The following is a 19,852-nucleotide window of genomic DNA, read 5'->3' on the forward strand; positions in this document are numbered from 1 at the left end:
CGCGTCACGCCTCCTCGTCTTCCGTTTGCGGCGCCGCAAGGCTGCGCCACAGCAGCACCGGCACGATCAACGTGAAAACGATCACTTCCTTGTACGCGCTCGCCCAGAACGACGAATACGATTCGAGCACGCCGACGAGCAGCGAGCCCGCAGCCGCAAGCGGATAGCTGACGAGCCCGCCGATGATCGCGCCGACGAAGCCCTTCAGGCCGATCAGGAAGCCCGAGTCGTAGTAGATCGTCGTCAGCGGCCCGACGAGCACGCCAGACAGCGCACCGAGCCCCGCCGCGAGCGTGAACGCGAGCCGCCCGGCCTCGGACGTGCCGATGCCGACGAGCCGCGCGCCGAGACGGTTCACCGACGTCGCGCGCAGCGCCTTGCCGGACAGCGTGCGCTCGAAATACAGATAGAGCGCGGCGATCAACACAAGCGCGGCACCGACCACCCAGACGCTCTGCCTCGAGACCGACAAGCTGCCGAGCCCGAACGATGCGTCGGAGAACGCGGTCGTACGCGAACCTTCCGCGCCGAACATCACGAGCCCGAGTCCGACCAACGCGAAATGCACGGCGACTGACACGATCAGCAGCAGCAGCGTCGTGCCTTCGGCGATCGGCTGATACACGAGCCGATAGATGAACGGTCCGAGCGGCACGACGATCGCGAGCGTGAGCGCGATCTGCGCAATCATCGGCAGCGGCTGCGCGGCGACGCTTCTCGTCACCGAGTAGATCGCGAGCGGCAGCAGCACGTAGCGGCTCGCGAGCGTCGTCAGCGTGCGGGCGACCTGGTGACGACGGGCGCGATATCGGATCAACCCGCCTACTTCGAGCATGAAGCACGCGATGCCCGCGACGAACAGCAGCCAGCAGGTCGCCGGAAACTTCTGAGCTTGCAGCGCCGCAAGCGTCAGCGCGCCGTAGGTGACGAATTCGCCCTGTGGGATGAAAATTACGCGCGTGACGGAGAAGACGAGCACGAGCGCGAGCGACAACAGCGCGTAGATCGCGCCCGTCGTGATGCCGTCCTGCGCGAGAATCGCCGCGATAGAGAAATCCATGTGGTCTCTTCGGTTGAGAATGCGTCGACGGAAAAAACGGAAATCCGGCCTGCACGACAGGCGCTGTCGCAAAGCGGCGCGACTCGCCGCCGTGCCGGACGACTTCCATCATCCGGCAAACGGACGGGGCGCGCCGCTCGCCCATATCGGAGCGACGTGAAACCAATGCAGCAGGACGCGATACGCCAAGCGAGGCCCATGAGCCCCCTCGCCGCCGCGCGTGCTGCCCTACGTCCCGCGCAGCACGCACGATGCGCCGCGCGCCACGCTACCCCGCAGCGGCAGCCGCAACCGCAATTTAATCAGCCTGCAGCTTCCACTTGTCGCCGACGATCTGCACGATCACGCGAGCTCGCGCATCGAAGCCGTTGTGATCGGCGGGCGTCGTGTTGATCACGCCGTGCGACACCGGCAGATCCTTGACGTTCTCGAGCGCCGCCCGCAACGCTTCGCGGAACGCCGGCGTCCCGAGCTGCGCCTTCTTCAGCGCGTCGGGAATCGCGCGCTGAAGCATCAAGCCTGCGTCCCACACGTGGCCGCCGAATGTCGACACCGCACCCGCGCCGTACGCCTTCTCATACGCGGCCTTGTACGCAAGCGCCGGCTGCTTCGCCGGATTCGAATCGGGCAGCTGGTCGGCGACGAGCACGGGCCCCGCCGGCAGCAGTTCGCCATCGCAATCCTTGCCGCATACGCGCAGGAAATCGTTGTTCGCGACGCCGTGGGTCTGATAAACCTTGCCCGTGTAGCCGCGCTCCTTCAGCGTCTTCGCGGGCAGCGCAGCCGGCGTGCCCGCGCCCGCGATCAGCACCGCGTCCGGACGCGCGCCCAGCGTCTTCAGCACCTGGCCCGTCACCGACGCGTCGGTGCGGTTGTAGCGCTCGTTCGCGACGATCTTGAGCCCGTTCGCCGCCGCGGCCGCGCTGAATACGCCATACCAGCCGTCGCCGTACGCATCGGCGAAGCCGATGAAGCCGACCGTCTTCACGCCGTGCTTCGCCATGTAGCCGGCGAGCGCGTCGGCCATCAAGCGGTCGTTTTGCGGTGTCTTGAACACCCATGCGCGCTTCGCGTCCATCGGCCCGATGATGTGCGCGCTCGCGGCAAGAGAAATCGTCGGCGTCTTGCCTTGCGCGACGACGTCGATCATCGCGAGCGCATTCGGCGTGATCGACGAGCCGACGATCGCGTCGACATGATCCTCGTCGATCAGCTTGCGCGTGTTCTGCACCGCGCGGCTCGTGTCCGACGCGTCGTCGAGCACGATGTACTCGATGCGCTTGCCGCCGATCTCCTTCGGCAGCAGCGCGACTGTGTTCTTTTCGGGAATGCCGAGCGACGCGGCGGCGCCCGTCGCCGACACCGTGACGCCGATCTTCACCTGCGCCGACGCGAGCGTGGCGGTACATAAGCAGCCGGCCGCAAACACGGCCTCGATCCATCGATTCATTTTCATTGTGTGTCTCCAAACGCTGCGCGAAACGCGATCGATCGCGCCGCTGCGACACGGCGCGCCGATCGAACCTGCACGCCACCGCGGCCGGTTTCACGTTCCACCGTGAATCGACGCGGGGCGCGTTCTGTTGCGCTCCCCTGCGCGCGCATATCGCACGCGCCCATCTGCTGCTACTGCGGCAATCGTCCGACGGATCCCGCCCGCCGCGCGCGGTTACAAAAAAGCGCGGCCGATCGCACGCGCCTTTCGCCGCCCTGTCCGCCGCGCAATGCCCCGCGCTCGGTTCCGGATGCGCTTTCACTGACCGCCGGCGATCTCGACCTTCACGCGCGCACGTTCGTCGAGACCGGCGTGGCCGGCGGCGCTCACGTCGAACACGCCGTGCGGGCCGGCGACGTCCTGTGCGTTCTCGCGCGCCATGCGCAGCGCGCTTCGAAATCCCGGCGTGCCGGGCTGGCCGCTCTCCAGCGCGATCGGAATCGCGCGCTGCAAAAGCAGCGCCGCGTCCCACGCGTGGCCGCCGAGCGTCGACACCGTGCCGTCGCCGTATGCGTTCTCGTACGCGCGCTCATACGCGAGCGTGGACGGCTTGACGGGATTCGAATCAGGAAACTGATCAGCGACGACGATCGGGCCGGCGGGCAGATACGTGCTTTCGCGGTCCTTGCCGCATACGTGCAGGAAATCGTTGTTCGCGACGCCATGCGTCTGATGGATCGCGTCCGTGTAGTCGCGTGCCTTCAGCGTCTTCTGCGACAGCGCGGCCGGCGTGTCCGCGCCCGCGATCAGCACCGCATCGGGCCACGTCGATAGCGCCTTCAGCACCGGCCCCGTCACCGACGTGTCAGTGTGCGCGAAACGCTCGGTCGCGACGAGCGCGGTCCGCTTCACGGCCGCGGCCTTGCCGAATTCCTTGAGCCAGCGCTCGCCGTATGCGTCGCCGAAACCGACGAACGCGACCGTCTTCGCGCCGCGCTTCGCCATGTGCCCGGCGATCGCGCTCGCCGTCAGGCTGTCGTTCTGCGGCGTCTCGAAGACCCGTGTGCGCTTCGCATCAAGCGGCTCGACGATCGACGCGGACGACGCCATCGAGATCGTCAGCGTCGATGTCTGCGCGGCGACGTCGGTCATCGCGAGCGCGTTCGGCACGATGGTCGAGCCGATCAGCGCGTCGACCTTGTCCTCGCTCGTAAGCTTGCGAGCGTTCTTCACAGCCTGCGTCGAATCGGTCGCATCGTCGAGAACGACGTAGCTCATTTTCTTCCCGCCGATTTCCTTCGGCAGCAGCGCGATCGTGTTCTTTTCGGGGATGTCGAGCAACGTGGCGGGGACGATGGCGGAGACAGTGCCGCCGATCTCGACGTCCGCGAACGCGGGGCCCACGACGGCCGCCCATGCGACTGCCGCGCCGAATCCCCAGAATCGCCACGCCTCTTTCATCGAGTTCGTCTCCGTGTCTTGCGCTCGGCCAGTCCCGACCGATGGGTCGGGGAACGGCGAGTGTAGCGGACGCGTTGCGCGCGCGGCAACCGGGTTAGCCCGCAGCGGCAGCGGCCATCCAGTGCTCGCGAACGGCCAGGGACGGCAACGGAATCGGCGTTATTTGGCGAAGACGAGGCTTCGGGCAACCGCGAACGCGCAAATAAAAAGCGCTGTTGGAACGAATCCAACAGCGCTTTGGGTCGGGCACTCAGTGCCTCGAATGTCTCCTCGTTCTCCACCTGCAAATTCGTTTCGCGGTGCATCAGAACTGAGACGAAGGTTAATGCAAGCCTGCACAGCGCGACAACCTAGCATTTACCCCTATGGTGCATCGCCGCACGAAATTGGGGCACGTCACAGCCAGGCTGGATCCGTGTTTGCCGTTCATATTAGATCGGATTCCAAACGATCGTTGCGCACCGCACGATCGCTCAGGACGCCCGCAGCGGCCGCACTCGAGCGATCACCTCGCCGACGATCCCGCGCCGGAACGCGAGCACGCACGCAATGAAGATGAGGCCCGTGACGATCGTTGCGGACTCGCCGAGGGAGCGGAACCAGTCGATGCCCGTCGCCGACGCGAGCCAGCCGCCGATGTCGCCGAGCCGATCCTCGAGCGCGACGATCAGCGCCGCGCCGACGAGCGGGCCGAACAGCGTGCCCATGCCGCCCACGAGCGTCATCAGCACGACGAGGCCCGACATCGTCCAGTATGCGTCGCTCAGCGTCTCGAAGCCGAGCACGACGACCTTCAGCGCGCCCGCGAGGCCCGCAAGCCCGGCCGACAGGATGAACGCGAGCAGCTTGAAGCGATCGGTATCGTAGCCGAGCGACGTCGCGCGGGGCTCGTTCTCCTTGATCGCGACGAGCACCTGCCCGAACGGCGAATGCACGATGCGCACGATGAAGAAACATGCGCACGCGATCACGACGAGCACGACGTAATAGAGCACGAGATCCGACGACAGATCGAGGAGTCCGAACAGTCGGCCGCGCGGCACGCCCTGCAGGCCGTCCTCGCCGTGCGTAAACGGCGCCTGCAGATAGACGAAGTACACCATCTGCGCGAACGCGAGCGTGATCATCGCGAAATAGATGCCCTGCCGCCGGATCGCGAACAGCCCGACGACGAGGCCGAGCAAGGTTGCCGCCGCGGTGCCCGCGAGCACGCCGAGCTCGGGCGTCGTGCCGAGCGACTGCATCGCGTAGCCCGTCACGTAGCCCGCGGTCGCGAGGAACATCGCGTGGCCGAACGACAGCAGGCCCGTGAAGCCGATCAGCAGATTGAACGCGGCCGCGAAGAGCGCGAAGCACAGCACCTTCATCACGAACAGCGGATACGCGCCGACGAACGGCGCGACGAGCAGGCCGATCAGCAGCAGCCCATAGAGCGCTTTTCTCTGCATCATCTTTCCTTGCCGAATAAACCCGCCGGACGGATCAGCAGCACGATCGCCATGATCACGAAGACGACCGTCGCCGACGCTTCCGGATAGAACACCCGCGTCAAACCCTCGATCACGCCGAGCATCAGGCCCGTCAGGATCGAGCCGAGAATCGAGCCCATCCCGCCGATCACGACGACCGCGAACACGGTGATGATCATCGGCTGCCCCATCAGCGGCGACACCTGGATCACCGGCGCGGCGAGCACGCCGGCGAATGCGGCGAGCGCGACGCCGAAGCCGTAGGTCAGCGTGACCATCATCGGCACGTTGACGCCGAACGCCTCGACGAGCTTCGGATTCTCGGTGCCCGCGCGCAGGTACGCGCCGAGCCGCGTCTTTTCGATGACGAACCACGTCGCCATGCACACCGCGAGCGACGCGACGACGACCCATGCACGATAGTTCGGCAGGAACATGAAGCCGAGATTCGTCGCGCCGGACAGGAGCTCGGGCACGTCGTACGGCTGCCCGGACGAGCCGTAGATCGCGCGGAACACGCCTTCGACGACGAGCGTGAGCCCGAACGTCAGCAGCAGGCCGTACAGGTGATCGAGCTTGTAGAGCCAGCGCAGCATCGAGCGTTCGATCAGGATGCCGAACAGCCCGACGATGACGGGCGCGAGCACGAGCATCGCCCAGTACGGCAGGCCGAGATACGTGAGCCCCATCCACGCGAGCATCGCGCCCAGCATGAAGAGCGCGCCGTGCGCGAAGTTGATCACGTTGAGCAGCCCGAAGATCACCGCGAGCCCGAGGCTCAGGATCGCGTAGAACGAGCCGTTGACGAGTCCGAGCAACAACTGGCTCAGCATCGCCGACATCGGAATGCCGAAGATGTCCATCGAATCTGCCGTCAGTCAGTCAGGTTTGAATCGTTGCGCATGCAACCAAATGGGCGCAACGGCCGCGTTGGAGCCGCCGTTGCGCGTGCGTTCGCCGCGCCGAAACGCGCGCGGCGAACGCGCCACATCACTTCCACAACGCGCAGCGCGTCTCCTGCTTCGTCGTGAACGCCTGCTCGCCCGGGATGGTCGCGACAACCTTGTAGTAGTCCCACGGCTCCTTCGACTCGGACGGCTTTTTCACTTCCATCAGATACATGTCGTGAATCATGCTGCCATCCGTGCGGATGTAGCCCTTCGCGTAGAAGTCGTCGATCTTCATCTTCTTGAGCTGCGCCATCACCTTGTCGGAATCGGTCGAGCCCGCCGCCTGCACCGCCTTCAGGTACGTCGTCACCGACGAATAGTCAGCCGCCTGCAGGCTCGACGGCATCTTCTTCATCTTCGCGAAGTAGCGCTGCGCCCATTGCCGCGACGCCTGATCGCGATTCCAGTACCAGCTGTCCGTCAGCACGAGACCCTGCGTCGTCTCGAGGCCGAGTGCGTGGACATCGTTGATGAACATCAGCAGCGCAGCCAGCTTCATCGTCTTCGTGATGCCGAACTCCTTCGCCGCCTTGATCGCGTTCACCGTATCGCCGCCCGCGTTCGCGAGACCGAGGATCTGCGCCTTCGACGACTGCGCCTGCAACAGGAACGACGAGAAGTCCGACGCCGACAGCGGATGCCGCACTTCGCCGAGCACCTTGCCGCCGTTCGCCTTCACGACTTCCGCGGTGTTCTTCTCGAGCGCCTTGCCAAACGCGTAGTCGGCGGTCAGGAAGAACCACGTCTTGCCGCCCTGCTTCACCACGGCCGAGCCCGTGCCTTTCGCGAGCGCCATCGTGTCGTACGCGTAGTGGACCGTGTACGGCGTGCACTGCTCGTTCGTCAGCGTATCCGCGCCCGCGCCGATGTTGATGTAGACCTTCTTCTTCTCGGCGGCGACCTGGTTCATCGACAGCGCCGTCGCCGAGTTCGTGCCGCCGACGAGCAGATCGAGCCCGCCGCGGTCCATCCATTCGCGCGCCTTCGACGCGGCGATGTCCGCCTTGTTCTGGTGATCGGCGTACACGACTTCGATCGGCTTGCCGTTGACCTTGCCGCCGAAATCGGCCACCGCCATCTTGATCGCCTCGAGGCCGCCCTGTCCGTCGATGTCCGCATAGAGGCCGGACATGTCGGTGATGAAGCCGATCTTCACGGTGTCCGCGGCCTGCGCGGCGCCCACCGACCACGCGGCGGCGACGGCGAGACATGCATGCGCGAGGGTCTTCGATTTCATTGACGTCTCCTGGTGTAGTGCGTTGTGGTTGTCAGGTTATGTACATCGGGGGACCGGCAAAGCGGCGCGCTAAACGCCGAGCAGATCGTGCAGCACAGGCATCTTTCCCTCGAGCTCGGTCGCGCCGAAATGCTCGACGATACGGCCGTGCTCCATTACGTAGAAGCGATCCGCGAGCGGCGCCGCGAAACGGAAGTTCTGCTCGACCATCACGATCGTGTAGCCGCGCGCCTTCAGCGTGACGATCATCTTCGCGAGCGTCTGCACGATCACGGGCGCGAGGCCTTCGGAGATCTCGTCGAGCAACAGCAGGTTCGCGCCCGTGCGAAGGATCCGCGCGACGGCGAGCATCTGCTGTTCGCCGCCCGACAGCCGCGTGCCCTGGCTGCTACGGCGCGACGCGAGGTTCGGGAACATCTCGTAGATGTCTTCGAGCGACATCGCACCCTGGCGATCGCCGAGCACGGGCGGCAGCAGCAGGTTCTCCTCGCACGACAGGCTCGAGAAGATCCCGCGCTCCTCCGGGCAATAGCCGATGCCGTAATGCGCGATCTTGTGCGTCGGCAGATCGATGGTCTCGTGGCCGGCGACCTTGATCGAGCCGCTGCGCCGGCCCGTGAGCCCCATGATCGCGCGCAGCATCGTCGTGCGGCCCGCGCCGTTGCGGCCGAGCAGCGTGACGACCTCGCCTCGGTGCACGGTCAGATCGACGCCGTGCAGGATATGCGATTCGCCGTACCACGCTTCGAGCCCCGCGAGCGCGAGCGCGGGCGTACCGCTTTCGACATTGTTCAACTCGCGCTCTTCCCGTTCGCTGTGGTTCATGCGTGCGCCCCCACGAGCGCCGCGTCGGCGCTGCCCATGTACGCCTCGACGACGAGCGGATTCTTCGACACCTCCGCATACGTGCCTTCCGCGAGCACTTCGCCGCGCTGCAGGACAGTGATCGTGTCGGAGATGCCCGCGATCACGTTCATGTTGTGCTCGACCATCAGGATCGTGCGGCCGCTCGCGACCTTCTTGATGAGCGCCGTCACGCGATCGACGTCCTCGTGGCCCATCCCCTGCGTCGGCTCGTCGAGCAGCATCAGCTCCGGCTCCATCGCGAGCGTCGTCGCGATCTCGAGCGCGCGCTTGCGGCCATACGCGAGCTCGACCGTCGGCACGTGCGCGAAATCGGTGAGGCCGACCTGTGTGAGCAGATCCATCGCGCGATCGTCGAGACGCTTCAGCGACCGTTCGCTACGCCAGAAATGGAATGCGGTGCCGAGCGGGCGCTGCAGGCCGATGCGCACGTTCTGCAACGCCGTCAGATGCGGAAACACCGCGGAAATCTGGAACGAACGGATCACGCCGCGCCGCGCGATCTGCGCGGGGCGCTCGTCGGTGATATCGATGCCGTTGTAGACGATCTGACCCGCGGTCGGCTTCAGGAATTTTGTCAGGAGATTGAAGCAAGTGGTCTTGCCAGCGCCGTTCGGCCCGATCAACGCATGGATCGAGCCGCGCCGCACGCGCAGGTTCACGCCGTTCACCGCGGTGAAGCCCTTGAATTCCTTTGTGAGTCCGCGTGTTTCGAGAATCGTGTCGCCGAGAATCATGTTCCCTTCCTACGAAGTGAGGCGAAGCGCTGGGAGATCTCGCGCAAGCGGCCACGATGCATTCAGCGGATGAGAGGCGGCCCCCGAGCTTTATGTCATTGCGTCGAGGCTGGTCTCCTCACACAAGTCGCAGATTCAGACTGCGTGTCATTGTCGCGCCGTTGGTGCAGTGCATTCATCGGGATTTGCACTTATAGGACGCGACGGCCATCAGCATTTTTACACGCTTTTTTTGTCGTGCAGATCAATGCGTTCGCGCATTGCCGCGCCGCCTGTCTGCTCGCGCGAAACCGTTTCCGACCTCACGCAAACCCTGACGACATGCGTATTTCTTCTACGCGCGGCGAAAAGTTCTTCGAAGAAAAAACGCGTTCCGGCACGAATCGAAACAAACGCCGCGATCGAGTACATGCAAGATGCTTCGTCGCGTTTTTTTGGGTTAACCCTCGGCCGCTTTTTTATTTCGATTCATTGCCGATTCTTTCAACGGATCGTGTCATTTTTACGTCGGCAGCACGGCTTCGGCGCGCGCAGCCGCGCCGCGCTCCGACGTGCCGCGACGATCCGCGCGAATCATGTCGCTCGCGCGCTCGGCGATCATCAGCGTCGGCGAGTTCGTGTTGCCCGACGTGATCGTCGGCATCACCGACGCGTCGACGACCCGCAGCCCCGTCACGCCGCGCACGCGCAGGCGACTATCGACGACCGCGTCCGGATCGTCCGCGCGCCCCATCTTGCACGTGCCGACCGGATGGAAGATGGTCGTGCCGACGGCGCCCGCCGCGGCGATCAATTCTTCTTCGCTCCGATACTGGACGCCCGGCAGGATTTCTTCAGGCGCATAGCGCGCGAGCGCGGATGCGGCGGCGATCCGGCGCGTCAGGCGCAGCGCGTTTGCCGCGACGTGGCGATCGTAATCGGTCGATAGATAGTTCGGCGCGATCGACGGCGCGCGCATCGGGTCCGGCGACCCCGCGTGAATGCTGCCGCGCGACGTCGGCCGCAGATGACAGACCGACGCGGTGAACGCATTGAAGCGATGCAGCGGCTCGCCGAAACGCTGGAGCGACAGCGGCTGCACGTGATATTCGAGATCGGGCCGCGTGAGCGCCGGATCGTTCGGGTCCGATTTCGCGAACGCGCCCAGTTGCGACGGCGCCATCGACATCGGCCCGCGCTGCATCAGCGCGTATTGCGCGCCGATCATCAGCTTGCCCCACCAGTGCGCGGACAACGTATTCAGCGTGCGCACGCCGCGCACGCGAAACGCCATCCGCAGTTGCAAGTGATCCTGAAGGTTTTCGCCGACGCCGCGCAGATCCACGACGACGCCGATGCCGAGCGCCTGCAACCGGCCGCCGCCGCCGATGCCGGACAGCTCGAGCAACTGCGGCGAATTCACGGCGCCCGACGCGAGCAGCACTTCGCCGCGCGCACGCGCGACGTAAGGCGCGCCGCCGCCGCGATACCCGACGCCCGCGCAGCGCTGGCCGTCGAACACGAGCCGCTCGGCCTGCGCGCCGGTGATCACGGTCAGGTTCGGCCGCGCGAGCGCGGGACGCAGGAACGCCTTCGACGCGTTCCAGCGGATGCCGCGCTTCTGGTTGACTTCGAAATAGCCGACGCCCGTGTTGTCGCCGCGGTTGAAATCGTCGGTGGCCGGAATGCCCGTCTGCTGCGCGGCCTGCGAGAACGCCTCCAGGATCTCCCAGCGCAGCCGCTGCTTCTCGACGCGCCACATGCCGCCCGCGCCGTGCGCGTCGCTCGCGCCCGCGTGATGATCTTCGCTGCGCTTGAAGATCGGCAGCACCGCGTCCCACGACCAGCCGTCGTCGCCCGTCGCGCGCGCCCAATCGTCGTAATCGCCGCGCTGGCCGCGCATGTAGATCATGCCGTTGATCGACGACGAGCCGCCCAGCACGCGCCCGCGCGGATACGACAGCGCGCGGCCGTTCAGCCCGGCTTCGGGCTCGGTCTTGTAGAGCCAGTCGGTGCGCGGATTGCCGATGCAATACAGATAGCCGACCGGGATGTGGATCCAGTGATAGTCGTCCTTGCCGCCGGCTTCGAGCAGCAGCACGGTTACGTCGGGATCTTCGGTGAGCCGGTTCGCGAGCACGCAGCCGGCCGTGCCGGCCCCGACGATCACATAATCGAATTCGCCTTCGAGCATCCGTTCGGTAGCCACTGTCTCTGTCTCCTCGATTCTGGTGCGTCGGTCTTGCGCGGACCGTCGTCATGCGCCGCGGCGCAGGCCGCGCAACAAGCATCGATGCGCGCCGTTAAAGCATAGACCGCGCGGCCCCTTTGCGGGAGCCGCGCGGCGTCGTCAAAACAACGGTTGCGATTGCGTCACTTAGCGACGGGCATCGTGAACTCCGCCCCCTTCGCGATGCTGTCCGGCCAGCGCTGCATCACGCTCTTGTAGCGCGTGTAGAAGCGCACGCCCTCCTCGCCGTACGCATGGTGATCGCCGAACAGCGAGCGCTTCCAGCCGCCAAACGAATGCCACGCCATCGGCACCGGAATCGGTACGTTGATGCCGACCATCCCGACCTGAATCTGCCGCGCGAACGCGCGCGCGATGCCGCCGTCGGACGTGAAGCACGACACGCCGTTCGCAAATTCGTGCGCGTTGATGAGCTCGACCGCGCTCGCGAAATCCGGCACCCGCACGACGGCCAGTACCGGCCCGAAGATCTCCTCGCGGTAGATCGACATGTCGGTCGCGACGTCGTCGAACAGCGTGCCGCCGAGGAAGAAACCGTTCTCGTATCCGTCGACGACGTGATTGCGCCCGTCGACGACGAGCTTCGCGCCCGCCGCGACGCCCGCGTCGATGTACGCGGACACCTTCGCGCGATGCGCGGCCGTCACGAGCGGCCCCATTTCGACGTCGCCATCCATTCCGTTACCGATCTTCAACGTCTTCGCACGCTCGGCGAGCCGCTCGACGAGCGCGTCCGCGACGCCGCCCACGGCGACCGCGACGGAAATCGCCATGCAGCGCTCGCCGGCCGACCCGTACGCGGCGCCGATCAGCGCGTCGACGGCCTGATCGAGGTTCGCATCCGGCATCACGACGAGATGGTTCTTCGCGCCGCCCAGCGCCTGCACGCGCTTGCCGCGCCGCGCGGCTTCCGTGTGAATGTACTCGGCGATCGGCGTCGAGCCGACGAACGACAGCGCGGCGACGTCAGGATGCGCGATCAGCGCGTCGACGGCCGTCTTGTCGCCGTGCACGACGTTGAACACGCCGTCGGGCAGCCCCGCTTCCCTCAACAGCTCGGCGAGCCGGACCGACGCCGAAGGATCGCGCTCCGACGGCTTCAGCACGAACGTGTTGCCGCACGCGATCGCGACCGGGAACATCCAGCACGGCACCATCATCGGAAAGTTGAACGGTGTGATCCCGGCAACGACGCCGAGCGGCTGGCGCAGGTTCCAGTTGTCGATGCCGCCGCCGATCTGGTCGGTGAAACCGGTCTTCAGCAGGTTCGGAATGCCGCATGCGAACTCGACGACCTCGATCCCGCGCATCACTTCCCCCTTCGCGTCGGAGAACACCTTGCCGTGCTCGCGGGTGATCAGCTCGGCGAGCTCGTCGTGATGGCGATCGAGCAGTTCCTTGAACTTGAACATCACGCGGGCGCGCTTGAGCGGCGACATCTCGCTCCACGCGGGGAACGCCTCGGCCGCGGCTGCGACGGCCGCGTCGACTTCCGCGACCGTCGCGAGCGGCACGCGCGCCGTCACCTTGCCGAGCGCCGGGTCGAACACGTCGCCGTAGCGGTCGCTCGCGCCGTCGACCGCGCGGCCGCCGATGAAATGGGTCAGTGCGCGCACGCGCGAATCGTTCGAATGGGTATCGGTCATGTCGTCCTCCGTGTTTGCCGTTGCCGCTTTCCGCTTTCCGCTTTCCGCTTTGCGTGTTGCACGCGAATCGCATGCTTCGGGGATGAAGCGTACCCGCGAGCCCCGTTCGCGATCCAATGAGTTATGCTCAATTGCGTTATAAGCCGCGCTAATATTGCTCGATGGACCTGACTCTGCTCCGCGCGTTCGTCGCGGTTGCGCGCGAGGGCAACCTCACGCGCGCGGCGACGCACCTGCATCTGACGCAGCCCGCCGTCAGTCTGCAGATCAAGAATCTGCAGGACCTGCTCGGCGTCGCGCTGTTCGTGCGCACGGCGCGCGGACTCGTGCTCACGCGCGACGGCCAGGCGCTGCTGCCGCATGCGGAGCGTGCGCTCGACGCGGCGGCAGACGTGAAGCGCGCGGCCGCCGCGCTGCGGCACGAAGTGCGCGGGCGGCTGCGGATCGGCACGATCCTCGATCCAGAATTCCTGCGGCTCGGCGGCTTCCTGAAGCGGCTCGTCGAGACCTATCCGCAGATCGAGACGGCGCTCCGGCACGGGATGTCCGGCTGGGTGCTCGACCAGGTCCGCGCGCGCGAGCTCGACGTCGGCTACTACATCGGCCGGCCGGAAGAGGACGATCCGCGCGACGCCGAGCGCTTCCACACGGTGACGCTCACGCAGTTCCGCTATCGCGTGCTCGCGCCCGCCGGCTGGAAGGAGCGCGTGCAGCGCGCGCGCACGTGGCGCGAGCTCGCCGCGCTGCCGTGGATCTGGACGCCCGCCGCGTCCGCGCACCAGCGGCTCTTGTCGCGCCGCTTCTCCGATGCCGGCGTGCAGCCCGTCAAGGTCGCCGAAGTCGATCAGGAGACGTCGATGCTCGATCTCGTCAAATCGGGCGTCGGCTTGACGCTCGCGCGTGACTCGGTCGCGCTGCGGGAAGCGCATGCGCATGCGCTCACGATCGTCGAGCACGTCTCGGCGCCCGCCGAGCTCACGTTCGTCACGCTCGCCGAGCGGCGCGACGAGCCGGCGATCGCCGCCGCGCTGCGCCTCATCGACGAGCAATGGGCAATATGAGCGCCGCTGATGATGATCGGCGCGGCGGCTTCGATATAAAGGGTTGGAGAATGACTCGCTGACGCCGCGTGCGTCGGCACGACGCTCGCGCATTCGCGCCGGATTCGAGCCGCACGGCTGCGGCTCAATGCCGCATCGGTGAAGGCCGCCGCGCTGCATCGCGCCGCCCCGCAGCTTTCGGCGGCACGCTGCATCGGCAACCGCCCATCCCGGCACCGCTCGCGCCGCGCGAACGCCCGCGGCACAACCGTATCCGCCGCGCGCGGCTCGCCGTCTTCCGCGTCGCGTCAAAGCGGCTCGTGCCCCGATAGAATGGGGGCTTCCGGATAGTTCGTCCGGACCCGCAAACGCTCTTCACAGGAGACCCCATGGCCCGCAACATCGAGATCAAAGCCCGCGCGCGCGAATTCGAACAACTGCGCGAACGGGCCGCCGAGCTGGCGACCGAGGCCCCCCTCTTCTATCGGCAGCAGGATTTCTTCTACGACGTGCCGCGCGGCCGCCTGAAGCTGCGCCGCTTCGAAGACGGCACGCCCGCCGAGCTGATCTTCTACCAGCGCGACGACCAGGACGGCCCGAAGGCGTCGTATTACACGTGCAGCCCGGTGACGAACCCGGACGCGATGCACGCGCTCCTCGCGACTGCGCTGACGACCCGCGGCATCGTGACGAAGGAGCGGCACGTCTACCTCGCGGGCCGCACGCGAATCCATCTCGACCGTGTCGACGGCCTCGGCGACTTCGTCGAGCTCGAAGTCGTGCTCGCGCCGGACGATGACGAGGAAGGCGGCCACGCGGAGGCGCAAGCGGTATTCACGAAGCTCGGCGTGCCGAGCGACGATCTCGTCGCGGTCGCGTACGTCGATCTGCTCAACGCGCAGGCCGAACCGGCCGCGTGAGACTCGTCGGCGCTCCAGGCCGGCCGTCGGGACCCGCGCGCCAACCGGCCATCGACGGCCGGCCTCCCGCCCGTCGCGTCACGCAGCGGGCGTGCCGGACGCCAGATGGCCGAGCGGCAGCGGCCCGTTGCGCTTGAACGTCGTGAGCACGATGTTCGATCGCACGCTGTCGACGCCCGGCACCCGCATCAGCTTTTTCATCACGAACGACGACAGCGCGTTCAGATCCGGCGCAACGATCCGCAGCAGATAATCGGCATCGCCGACCACCGCATGACATTCGAGCACTTCGGGCAGCACGTCGATCTGCTGCTGGAACTGCTCGATGATCGAATCGCCGTGATGCTTGAGCTTCAGGCTCGTGAACGCGGTGACGCCGAGCCCGAGCCGCTCGGGCCGCAGCACGACGCGGTAGCCGTCTATCACGCCCGCCGCCTCGAGCCGCTGCAGCCGCCGGCCGATCTGCGACGGCGACAACGGCACCTCTTCGCCCAGTTGCTGGTGCGTCGCGCGGCCGAAGCGCTGCAGCACATCGAGCAGCGCCAAATCGAAGTGATCGAGTTCCACCATGAAGATTCTCCGCGTAATTCTGCGTTGTGATGCTAGATTATCGCATTTATAACCAAATACTCGACAACTTCGCGCCCAATCCGCGTGGCACCCGCCCTACACTTGCATGCATCCCAACCGATGCGAAGCAAGCGTTCACCATGTCCATCGTCGTCACCGCGAAACTGAAGGAACAGTTCGACGCGGGTCTCGAAACCCGTGCCGATTTCACCATCGATCAGCCGCTCGCCCGCTACGGCGAAGTCGACCACGCGGTGTGGAAGCAGCTCTATACGCGCCAGGCGTCGTTGCTGCGCGGCCGCGCGTGCGATGCATTCGTCGACGGCCTCGCGCGCATCGACTTGTCGCCCGAGCGCGTGCCGTCGTTCGCCGACGTGAACCGGCAGCTCCAGCCCGCGACCGGCTGGCGGATCGTCGCCGTCCCGGGCCTCGTGCCGGACGCCGTGTTCTTCGAGCATCTCGCGAACCGGTGGTTTCCAGTCACCTGGTGGATGCGCCGGCCGGACCAGCTCGACTACCTGCAGGAGCCGGACTGCTTCCACGATCTGTTCGGCCACGTGCCGCTCTTGATCGATCCCGTCTTCGCCGACTACATGCACGCGTACGGCCGCGCGGCGCTCGCCGTCGCCGACGATCCGCGCGCGCTGGCGCTGCTCGCGCGCCTCTATTGGTATACCGTCGAATTCGGCCTGATCCGCGACGCGCGCCGGGAAAGCGAGCTGCGGATCTACGGCGCGGGCATCGTGTCAAGCAAGGGCGAGACGCTCTACAGCCTCGAAAGCGCCGCGCCGAACCGGATCGGCTTCGATCTCGAGCGCGTGATGCGGACCCGTTACCGGATCGACACGTTCCAGAAGACCTACTTCGTGATCGACGATTTCGCGCAGCTCTTTGCGCTCGCGCATGTCGACGCGCGCGCGCTCGCCGCCCGGCTCGCCGACGCGCCCGAGCACGCGGCGGGCGCGGTGCTGGACGGCGATCACGTGCTCACTCGCGGCACTGGCGAAGGCTGGGCAATCGATGAAGACGTTTGACGAACAAATATGAAAGAATGGCCGATACGGCACCTCGCCGCGCGAAGGCGCGCGGCCGCGCCGCTATCGGACGAGGTATGAAAATGATTCACAAGCTCACATCGGAAGAACGCAAGACGCAACTCGAAAGCCTGCCTCACTGGACGGCCGTGCCGGGCCGCGATGCCATCCAGCGTAGTTTTCGCTTCGCCGATTTCAACGAAGCGTTCGGCTTCATGACGCGCGTCGCGATCAAGGCCCAGGAAGCGAATCACCACCCCGAGTGGTTCAACGTCTATAACCGCGTCGACATCACGCTGTCGACGCACGACGCCGACGGTCTCACCGAGCGCGACATCAAGCTCGCGCATTTCATCGAGGAAGTGGGCAAGCACGCAAAGGCTGCGTAATTACCCTGATGGAGATTCGAAATCGGATCGTCAACGTATCGCTTTCAGTAAGCGTTTTCTATGCTGAATGAAGCGAAAGCCTTCAGCTTTCCAAGCCGTCGTTAAGTCGAACGTAAGCGTCCCATGCGTTGCGTGCCTTAGGGTCCAATCCTTCCAGTTGCAGTGCACTTTGGCGCTGTACAATCAGCAACGCATACGGTTTGGAAAGCGCGCTAGCCTCTTCGCAGAGTTCGAGTTCGTCGCCGCTCGCCGGCGAGCGGGCCCGCCAGAAATTGATCGCGGCTTCGAGTTCGTGGATCGAAATGTCGGACATGATCGAGATGTTCGTTGCTGGCCGTCCTGCTTGTCGCCGGGCATGCGACGTTTTCGTGGAAACGGCGTCGTGCTGTCCCGCGTGCCTGAACCGCCAACCCATTGTACTTGAGCGAATCTCATGCGACTCCTTCTGATCGAAGACGACCGCCCCATCGCACGCGGCATTCAAAGCAGCCTCGAACAGGCGGGCTTCACCGTCGACATGGTTCACGACGGCATCTTTGCCGAGCAGGCGCTCGCGCAAAACCGCCACGAACTCGTGATCCTCGACCTCGGCCTGCCCGGCATCGACGGCATGACGCTGCTGTCGCGCTTCCGCCAGACCAACCGCCATACGCCCGTCATCGTGCTGACCGCGCGCGACGAACTGAACGATCGCGTGCAGGGCCTCAACTCCGGCGCCGACGACTACATGCTGAAGCCGTTCGAGCCCGCCGAACTCGAAGCGCGGATCCGCGCGGTGATGCGTCGCAGCGGCCCGCACAGCGACATGCCGCGTCCGGAAGTGTCGCTCGGCGGCGTGCGCCTGTCGGGCGTCGATCGCCGCATCTTCAACGACGACAAGCCGCTCGAGCTGTCGCCGCGCGAATTCGCCGTGCTCGAGATGCTGCTGCTTCGCCACGGCCGCGTCGTCAGCAAGGCGCAACTGCAGGATCACCTGACGCATTTCGGCGGCGATCTCGGCGACACCGCGATCGAAGTCTACGTGCACCGGGTGCGCAAGAAGCTCGAGCAGTGCCGTGTCGAGATCGTCACGGTGCGCGGCTTCGGCTACCTGCTGCAGGAAATCCGCCAGACCGCGAGCGTCTGATGGTCTGACGCTGCGCGTGCGGCACGCTGCGGCCGCGCGCGCCGCGCGCCCTACCCGCGCCGCTTCGCGAAGCGGCGCTTATCCTATTCTTTCGCGCGATGTCCCTTGATCCGGCTGTGACCAGCCTGCGCCGCACGCTGCTGCGGCGCCTCGCCGCGCCGCTGTCGATGCTCGCGCTGATGAGCGGCCTCATTGCGTACTGGCTTGCGTGGCAATACACGCAGCACGTCGTCGACCGATCGCTCGCGGATCTCGCGTCGGCCATCTCGAAACAGATCCAGATCGCCGGCCCCGATGCGCCGTTCACGGTGCCGCCGCTTGCGCAGGCGATGTTCTCCGATCCCACCGAACAGCTGATCTACCGGATCAGCGACGGCGAGCACGAGCTCGCCGGCGATCCGAAGCTGCCGCTGCAAGGCACGAGCGTGCGCCGGATGCACGTTGCGTACGTGTTCGAGGCCGAATACGACAACCAGGCGGTGCGGGTCGCGCAAGTGCGCGTCGAGCAGACGGAAAGCGGCAACCCGATGATCGTCGAGGTCGCACAGCCGGTGCGCTACCGCTACCGGATCGCGGCGGAATTCCTCGTCGCGATCATGATGCCGCTCCTCCTGCTGCTGCTCGCCGGCTGGGGGATCGTGTGGCGCGTCGTCAACCAGCAGCTCGGCCCGCTCACGCATCTCGCCGATTCGCTGAACCGGCAGACCCACACGTCGCTCGAGCCCGTCGACGAAACCGAAGTGCCACTCGAAATCCGGCCGCTCACGAGCGCGATGAACGCGTTGCTCGGCCGCCTGAAGACCGCGCTCGACGCACAGCGCAAGTTCATCGCCGACGCCGCGCACCAACTGCGCACGCCGCTCACCGCGATCAAGCTGCACGCGGAGCAGGCGGCCATTGCGCGCGATCCGCAGCAAACGCTGACCGCCGTGCGCGAACTGCGCTCGGCAGCTGACCGTGCGGTGCGGCTGTCGAATCAGCTGCTGTCTCTCGCGCGCGCGGAGCCTGGCGAGCAGGCCGCTCGCTTCGTCGACATCGACCTTGCCGGCCTCGCATTCGAAACCGGCGCCGAATGGGTGCCGCGTGCGCTCGCCGCGCACGTCGATCTCGGCTTCCAGCGCGGCGACGGCCGCGCCGACGACGAGCCGCTCGTCGTGCGCGGCAATCCGGTGCTGCTGCGCGAGGTAATCGCAAATCTGCTCGACAACGCGCTGAAGTACGTGCCGCTTGCGCGACCGCAAGGCGCGCGGATTACGATGGACGTGTCGCAGATCGCGCTCGACGACGGCAAGCAGGCGGCCGAGATCGTCGTCGAGGACAACGGCTCCGGCGTGCCGGCGGGGCAGCAGGCGGACCTCTTCAAGCGATTCTTCCGCGGCGACGCGCAAAGCGGCAGCGGCGTCGAGACAGGCGCGGGCCTTGGCCTCGCGATCGTCCACGACATCATCGCGATGCACGGCGGCACCGTGTCGTACGCAGACGCGCCCGAGGGCGGCTCGCGATTCGTCGTGCGAGTGCCACTCGCCGACAAGCCGTTCGCGCCGGCGCTCCGTTCATCCGAATCGCCGACCACGTCGGTCTGACAAGGTGGCGGCTCGAGCGCAGCCTGTGTCCGCACGAGCCGCGCACGAGCGATGTCCGCGGACGGGCGGCGCGGCTTGCCCGTTTACGCCGCGTCTGCGCA

The 19,852-nt window shown here is 66.1% G+C and carries 19 protein-coding genes; 6 read left to right on the forward strand and 13 right to left on the reverse strand.

Going from position 1 to position 19,852, the window contains the following annotated elements; translation table 11 throughout:
• Positions 1-4 precede the first annotated feature (4 nt).
• From WS69_RS25625 to WS69_RS25670, 11 genes are all read right to left on the reverse strand, one after another.
• Positions 5-1,060: a branched-chain amino acid ABC transporter permease gene (locus tag WS69_RS25625; RefSeq protein WP_059473451.1), complete on the reverse strand. Its 1,056-nt coding sequence runs from the start codon at positions 1,058-1,060 to the stop codon at positions 5-7.
• 298 nt (positions 1,061-1,358) lie between these two features.
• Positions 1,359-2,516, reverse strand: coding sequence for an ABC transporter substrate-binding protein (locus WS69_RS25630; protein ID WP_059473452.1), 1,158 nt, complete (start codon positions 2,514-2,516; stop codon positions 1,359-1,361).
• A gap of 297 nt (positions 2,517-2,813) precedes the next feature.
• Positions 2,814-3,956 carry an ABC transporter substrate-binding protein gene (locus WS69_RS25635; RefSeq protein WP_059473453.1) on the reverse strand — a complete coding sequence of 381 codons (1,143 nt, stop codon included), beginning with the start codon at positions 3,954-3,956 and terminating at the stop codon, positions 2,814-2,816.
• Between the two features lie 473 nt (positions 3,957-4,429).
• Positions 4,430-5,404: a branched-chain amino acid ABC transporter permease gene (locus WS69_RS25640; RefSeq protein WP_059473576.1), complete on the reverse strand. Its 975-nt coding sequence runs from the start codon at positions 5,402-5,404 to the stop codon at positions 4,430-4,432.
• Positions 5,404-6,288, reverse strand: coding sequence for a branched-chain amino acid ABC transporter permease (locus WS69_RS25645; RefSeq protein ID WP_059473454.1), 885 nt, complete (start codon positions 6,286-6,288; stop codon positions 5,404-5,406). Before WS69_RS25645 ends, WS69_RS25640 begins: the two co-directional genes overlap by 1 nt.
• A gap of 127 nt (positions 6,289-6,415) precedes the next feature.
• Positions 6,416-7,612, reverse strand: a complete 1,197-nt coding sequence (locus WS69_RS25650) for a beta-hydroxybutyrate-binding protein (RefSeq protein WP_059473455.1) — start codon at positions 7,610-7,612, stop codon at positions 6,416-6,418.
• A 69-nt stretch (positions 7,613-7,681) separates the two neighbouring features.
• Positions 7,682-8,437, reverse strand: coding sequence for an ABC transporter ATP-binding protein (locus WS69_RS25655; RefSeq protein WP_059473456.1), 756 nt, complete (start codon positions 8,435-8,437; stop codon positions 7,682-7,684).
• Entirely contained in the window at positions 8,434-9,213 is a 780-nt protein-coding gene (locus WS69_RS25660) for an ABC transporter ATP-binding protein (RefSeq protein ID WP_059473457.1), read from the reverse strand. The genes WS69_RS25655 and WS69_RS25660 overlap by 4 nt, the downstream gene beginning before the upstream one ends.
• A gap of 219 nt (positions 9,214-9,432) precedes the next feature.
• Positions 9,433-9,624, reverse strand: a complete 192-nt coding sequence (locus tag WS69_RS33795; protein WP_156438401.1) for a hypothetical protein — start codon at positions 9,622-9,624, stop codon at positions 9,433-9,435.
• Between the two features lie 91 nt (positions 9,625-9,715).
• On the reverse strand, positions 9,716-11,401 hold the full coding sequence (locus WS69_RS25665) for a GMC family oxidoreductase (protein WP_059473458.1): 1,686 nt from the start codon (positions 11,399-11,401) through the stop codon (positions 9,716-9,718).
• Between the two features lie 164 nt (positions 11,402-11,565).
• Positions 11,566-13,089 (reverse strand): CoA-acylating methylmalonate-semialdehyde dehydrogenase, encoded by a 1,524-nt coding sequence (locus tag WS69_RS25670; protein WP_059473577.1) that lies wholly within the window; start codon positions 13,087-13,089, stop codon positions 11,566-11,568.
• Positions 13,090-13,250: 161 nt separating this feature from the next.
• On the opposite strand from WS69_RS25670, the gene WS69_RS25675 reads away from it, so the two are divergent.
• On the forward strand, positions 13,251-14,150 hold the full coding sequence (locus WS69_RS25675; RefSeq protein ID WP_059473459.1) for a LysR family transcriptional regulator: 900 nt from the start codon (positions 13,251-13,253) through the stop codon (positions 14,148-14,150).
• A gap of 368 nt (positions 14,151-14,518) precedes the next feature.
• A complete protein-coding gene (locus WS69_RS25685; RefSeq protein ID WP_059473461.1) occupies positions 14,519-15,049 on the forward strand; it encodes a class IV adenylate cyclase in 531 nt (176 codons plus the stop codon).
• A 78-nt stretch (positions 15,050-15,127) separates the two neighbouring features.
• On the opposite strand, the gene WS69_RS25690 is transcribed toward WS69_RS25685, so the two are convergent.
• The gene (locus WS69_RS25690; RefSeq protein ID WP_010107250.1) at positions 15,128-15,619 is read right to left on the reverse strand and encodes an Lrp/AsnC family transcriptional regulator; all 492 of its coding nucleotides are present in this window, start codon (positions 15,617-15,619) and stop codon (positions 15,128-15,130) included.
• Between the two features lie 140 nt (positions 15,620-15,759).
• Here WS69_RS25690 and phhA point away from each other — a divergent pair, with 140 nt between their 5' ends.
• Positions 15,760-16,653: a phenylalanine 4-monooxygenase gene (gene phhA, locus WS69_RS25695; RefSeq protein WP_059473462.1), complete on the forward strand. Its 894-nt coding sequence runs from the start codon at positions 15,760-15,762 to the stop codon at positions 16,651-16,653.
• Positions 16,654-16,736: 83 nt separating this feature from the next.
• Positions 16,737-17,042, forward strand: coding sequence for a 4a-hydroxytetrahydrobiopterin dehydratase (locus WS69_RS25700; protein WP_010107252.1), 306 nt, complete (start codon positions 16,737-16,739; stop codon positions 17,040-17,042).
• A gap of 82 nt (positions 17,043-17,124) precedes the next feature.
• Here the strand turns inward: WS69_RS25700 and WS69_RS25705 are convergent, their stop codons facing one another.
• Complete coding sequence (locus tag WS69_RS25705; RefSeq protein WP_059473578.1) at positions 17,125-17,355, reverse strand: DUF3717 domain-containing protein; 231 nt, start codon at positions 17,353-17,355, stop codon at positions 17,125-17,127.
• 120 nt (positions 17,356-17,475) lie between these two features.
• On the opposite strand from WS69_RS25705, the gene WS69_RS25710 reads away from it, so the two are divergent.
• Both WS69_RS25710 and WS69_RS25715 read left to right on the forward strand, forming a co-directional pair.
• A complete protein-coding gene (locus tag WS69_RS25710) occupies positions 17,476-18,168 on the forward strand; it encodes a response regulator transcription factor (RefSeq protein WP_004195796.1) in 693 nt (230 codons plus the stop codon).
• A 116-nt stretch (positions 18,169-18,284) separates the two neighbouring features.
• Complete coding sequence (locus WS69_RS25715) at positions 18,285-19,751, forward strand: sensor histidine kinase (RefSeq protein ID WP_059473463.1); 1,467 nt, start codon at positions 18,285-18,287, stop codon at positions 19,749-19,751.
• Positions 19,752-19,852: the final 101 nt, after the last annotated feature.

The sequence above is a fragment of the Burkholderia sp. BDU5 genome (genome assembly GCF_001522845.1).
Taxonomy (GTDB): Bacteria; Pseudomonadota; Gammaproteobacteria; order Burkholderiales; family Burkholderiaceae; genus Burkholderia; species Burkholderia mayonis.

Bases quoted from the DNA above. Each gene is read 5' to 3' on its own strand.
- WS69_RS25625 (WP_059473451.1), bottom strand. From the start codon at position 1,060: ATGGATTTCTCTATCGCGGCGATTCTCGCGCAGGACGGCATCACGACG.
- WS69_RS25630 (WP_059473452.1), bottom strand. From the start codon at position 2,516: ATGAAAATGAATCGATGGATCGAGGCCGTGTTTGCGGCCGGCTGCTTA.
- WS69_RS25635 (WP_059473453.1), bottom strand. From the start codon at position 3,956: ATGAAAGAGGCGTGGCGATTCTGGGGATTCGGCGCGGCAGTCGCATGG.
- WS69_RS25640 (WP_059473576.1), bottom strand. From the start codon at position 5,404: ATGCAGAGAAAAGCGCTCTATGGGCTGCTGCTGATCGGCCTGCTCGTC.
- WS69_RS25645 (WP_059473454.1), bottom strand. From the start codon at position 6,288: ATGGACATCTTCGGCATTCCGATGTCGGCGATGCTGAGCCAGTTGTTG.
- WS69_RS25650 (WP_059473455.1), bottom strand. From the start codon at position 7,612: ATGAAATCGAAGACCCTCGCGCATGCATGTCTCGCCGTCGCCGCCGCG.
- WS69_RS25655 (WP_059473456.1), bottom strand. From the start codon at position 8,437: ATGAACCACAGCGAACGGGAAGAGCGCGAGTTGAACAATGTCGAAAGC.
- WS69_RS25660 (WP_059473457.1), bottom strand. From the start codon at position 9,213: ATGATTCTCGGCGACACGATTCTCGAAACACGCGGACTCACAAAGGAA.
- WS69_RS33795 (WP_156438401.1), bottom strand. From the start codon at position 9,624: ATGTACTCGATCGCGGCGTTTGTTTCGATTCGTGCCGGAACGCGTTTT.
- WS69_RS25670 (WP_059473577.1), bottom strand. From the start codon at position 13,089: ATGACCGATACCCATTCGAACGATTCGCGCGTGCGCGCACTGACCCAT.
- WS69_RS25675 (WP_059473459.1), top strand. From the start codon at position 13,251: ATGGACCTGACTCTGCTCCGCGCGTTCGTCGCGGTTGCGCGCGAGGGC.
- WS69_RS25685 (WP_059473461.1), top strand. From the start codon at position 14,519: ATGGCCCGCAACATCGAGATCAAAGCCCGCGCGCGCGAATTCGAACAA.
- WS69_RS25690 (WP_010107250.1), bottom strand. From the start codon at position 15,619: ATGGTGGAACTCGATCACTTCGATTTGGCGCTGCTCGATGTGCTGCAG.
- phhA (WP_059473462.1), top strand. From the start codon at position 15,760: ATGTCCATCGTCGTCACCGCGAAACTGAAGGAACAGTTCGACGCGGGT.
- WS69_RS25700 (WP_010107252.1), top strand. From the start codon at position 16,737: ATGATTCACAAGCTCACATCGGAAGAACGCAAGACGCAACTCGAAAGC.
- WS69_RS25705 (WP_059473578.1), bottom strand. From the start codon at position 17,355: ATGTCCGACATTTCGATCCACGAACTCGAAGCCGCGATCAATTTCTGG.
- WS69_RS25710 (WP_004195796.1), top strand. From the start codon at position 17,476: ATGCGACTCCTTCTGATCGAAGACGACCGCCCCATCGCACGCGGCATT.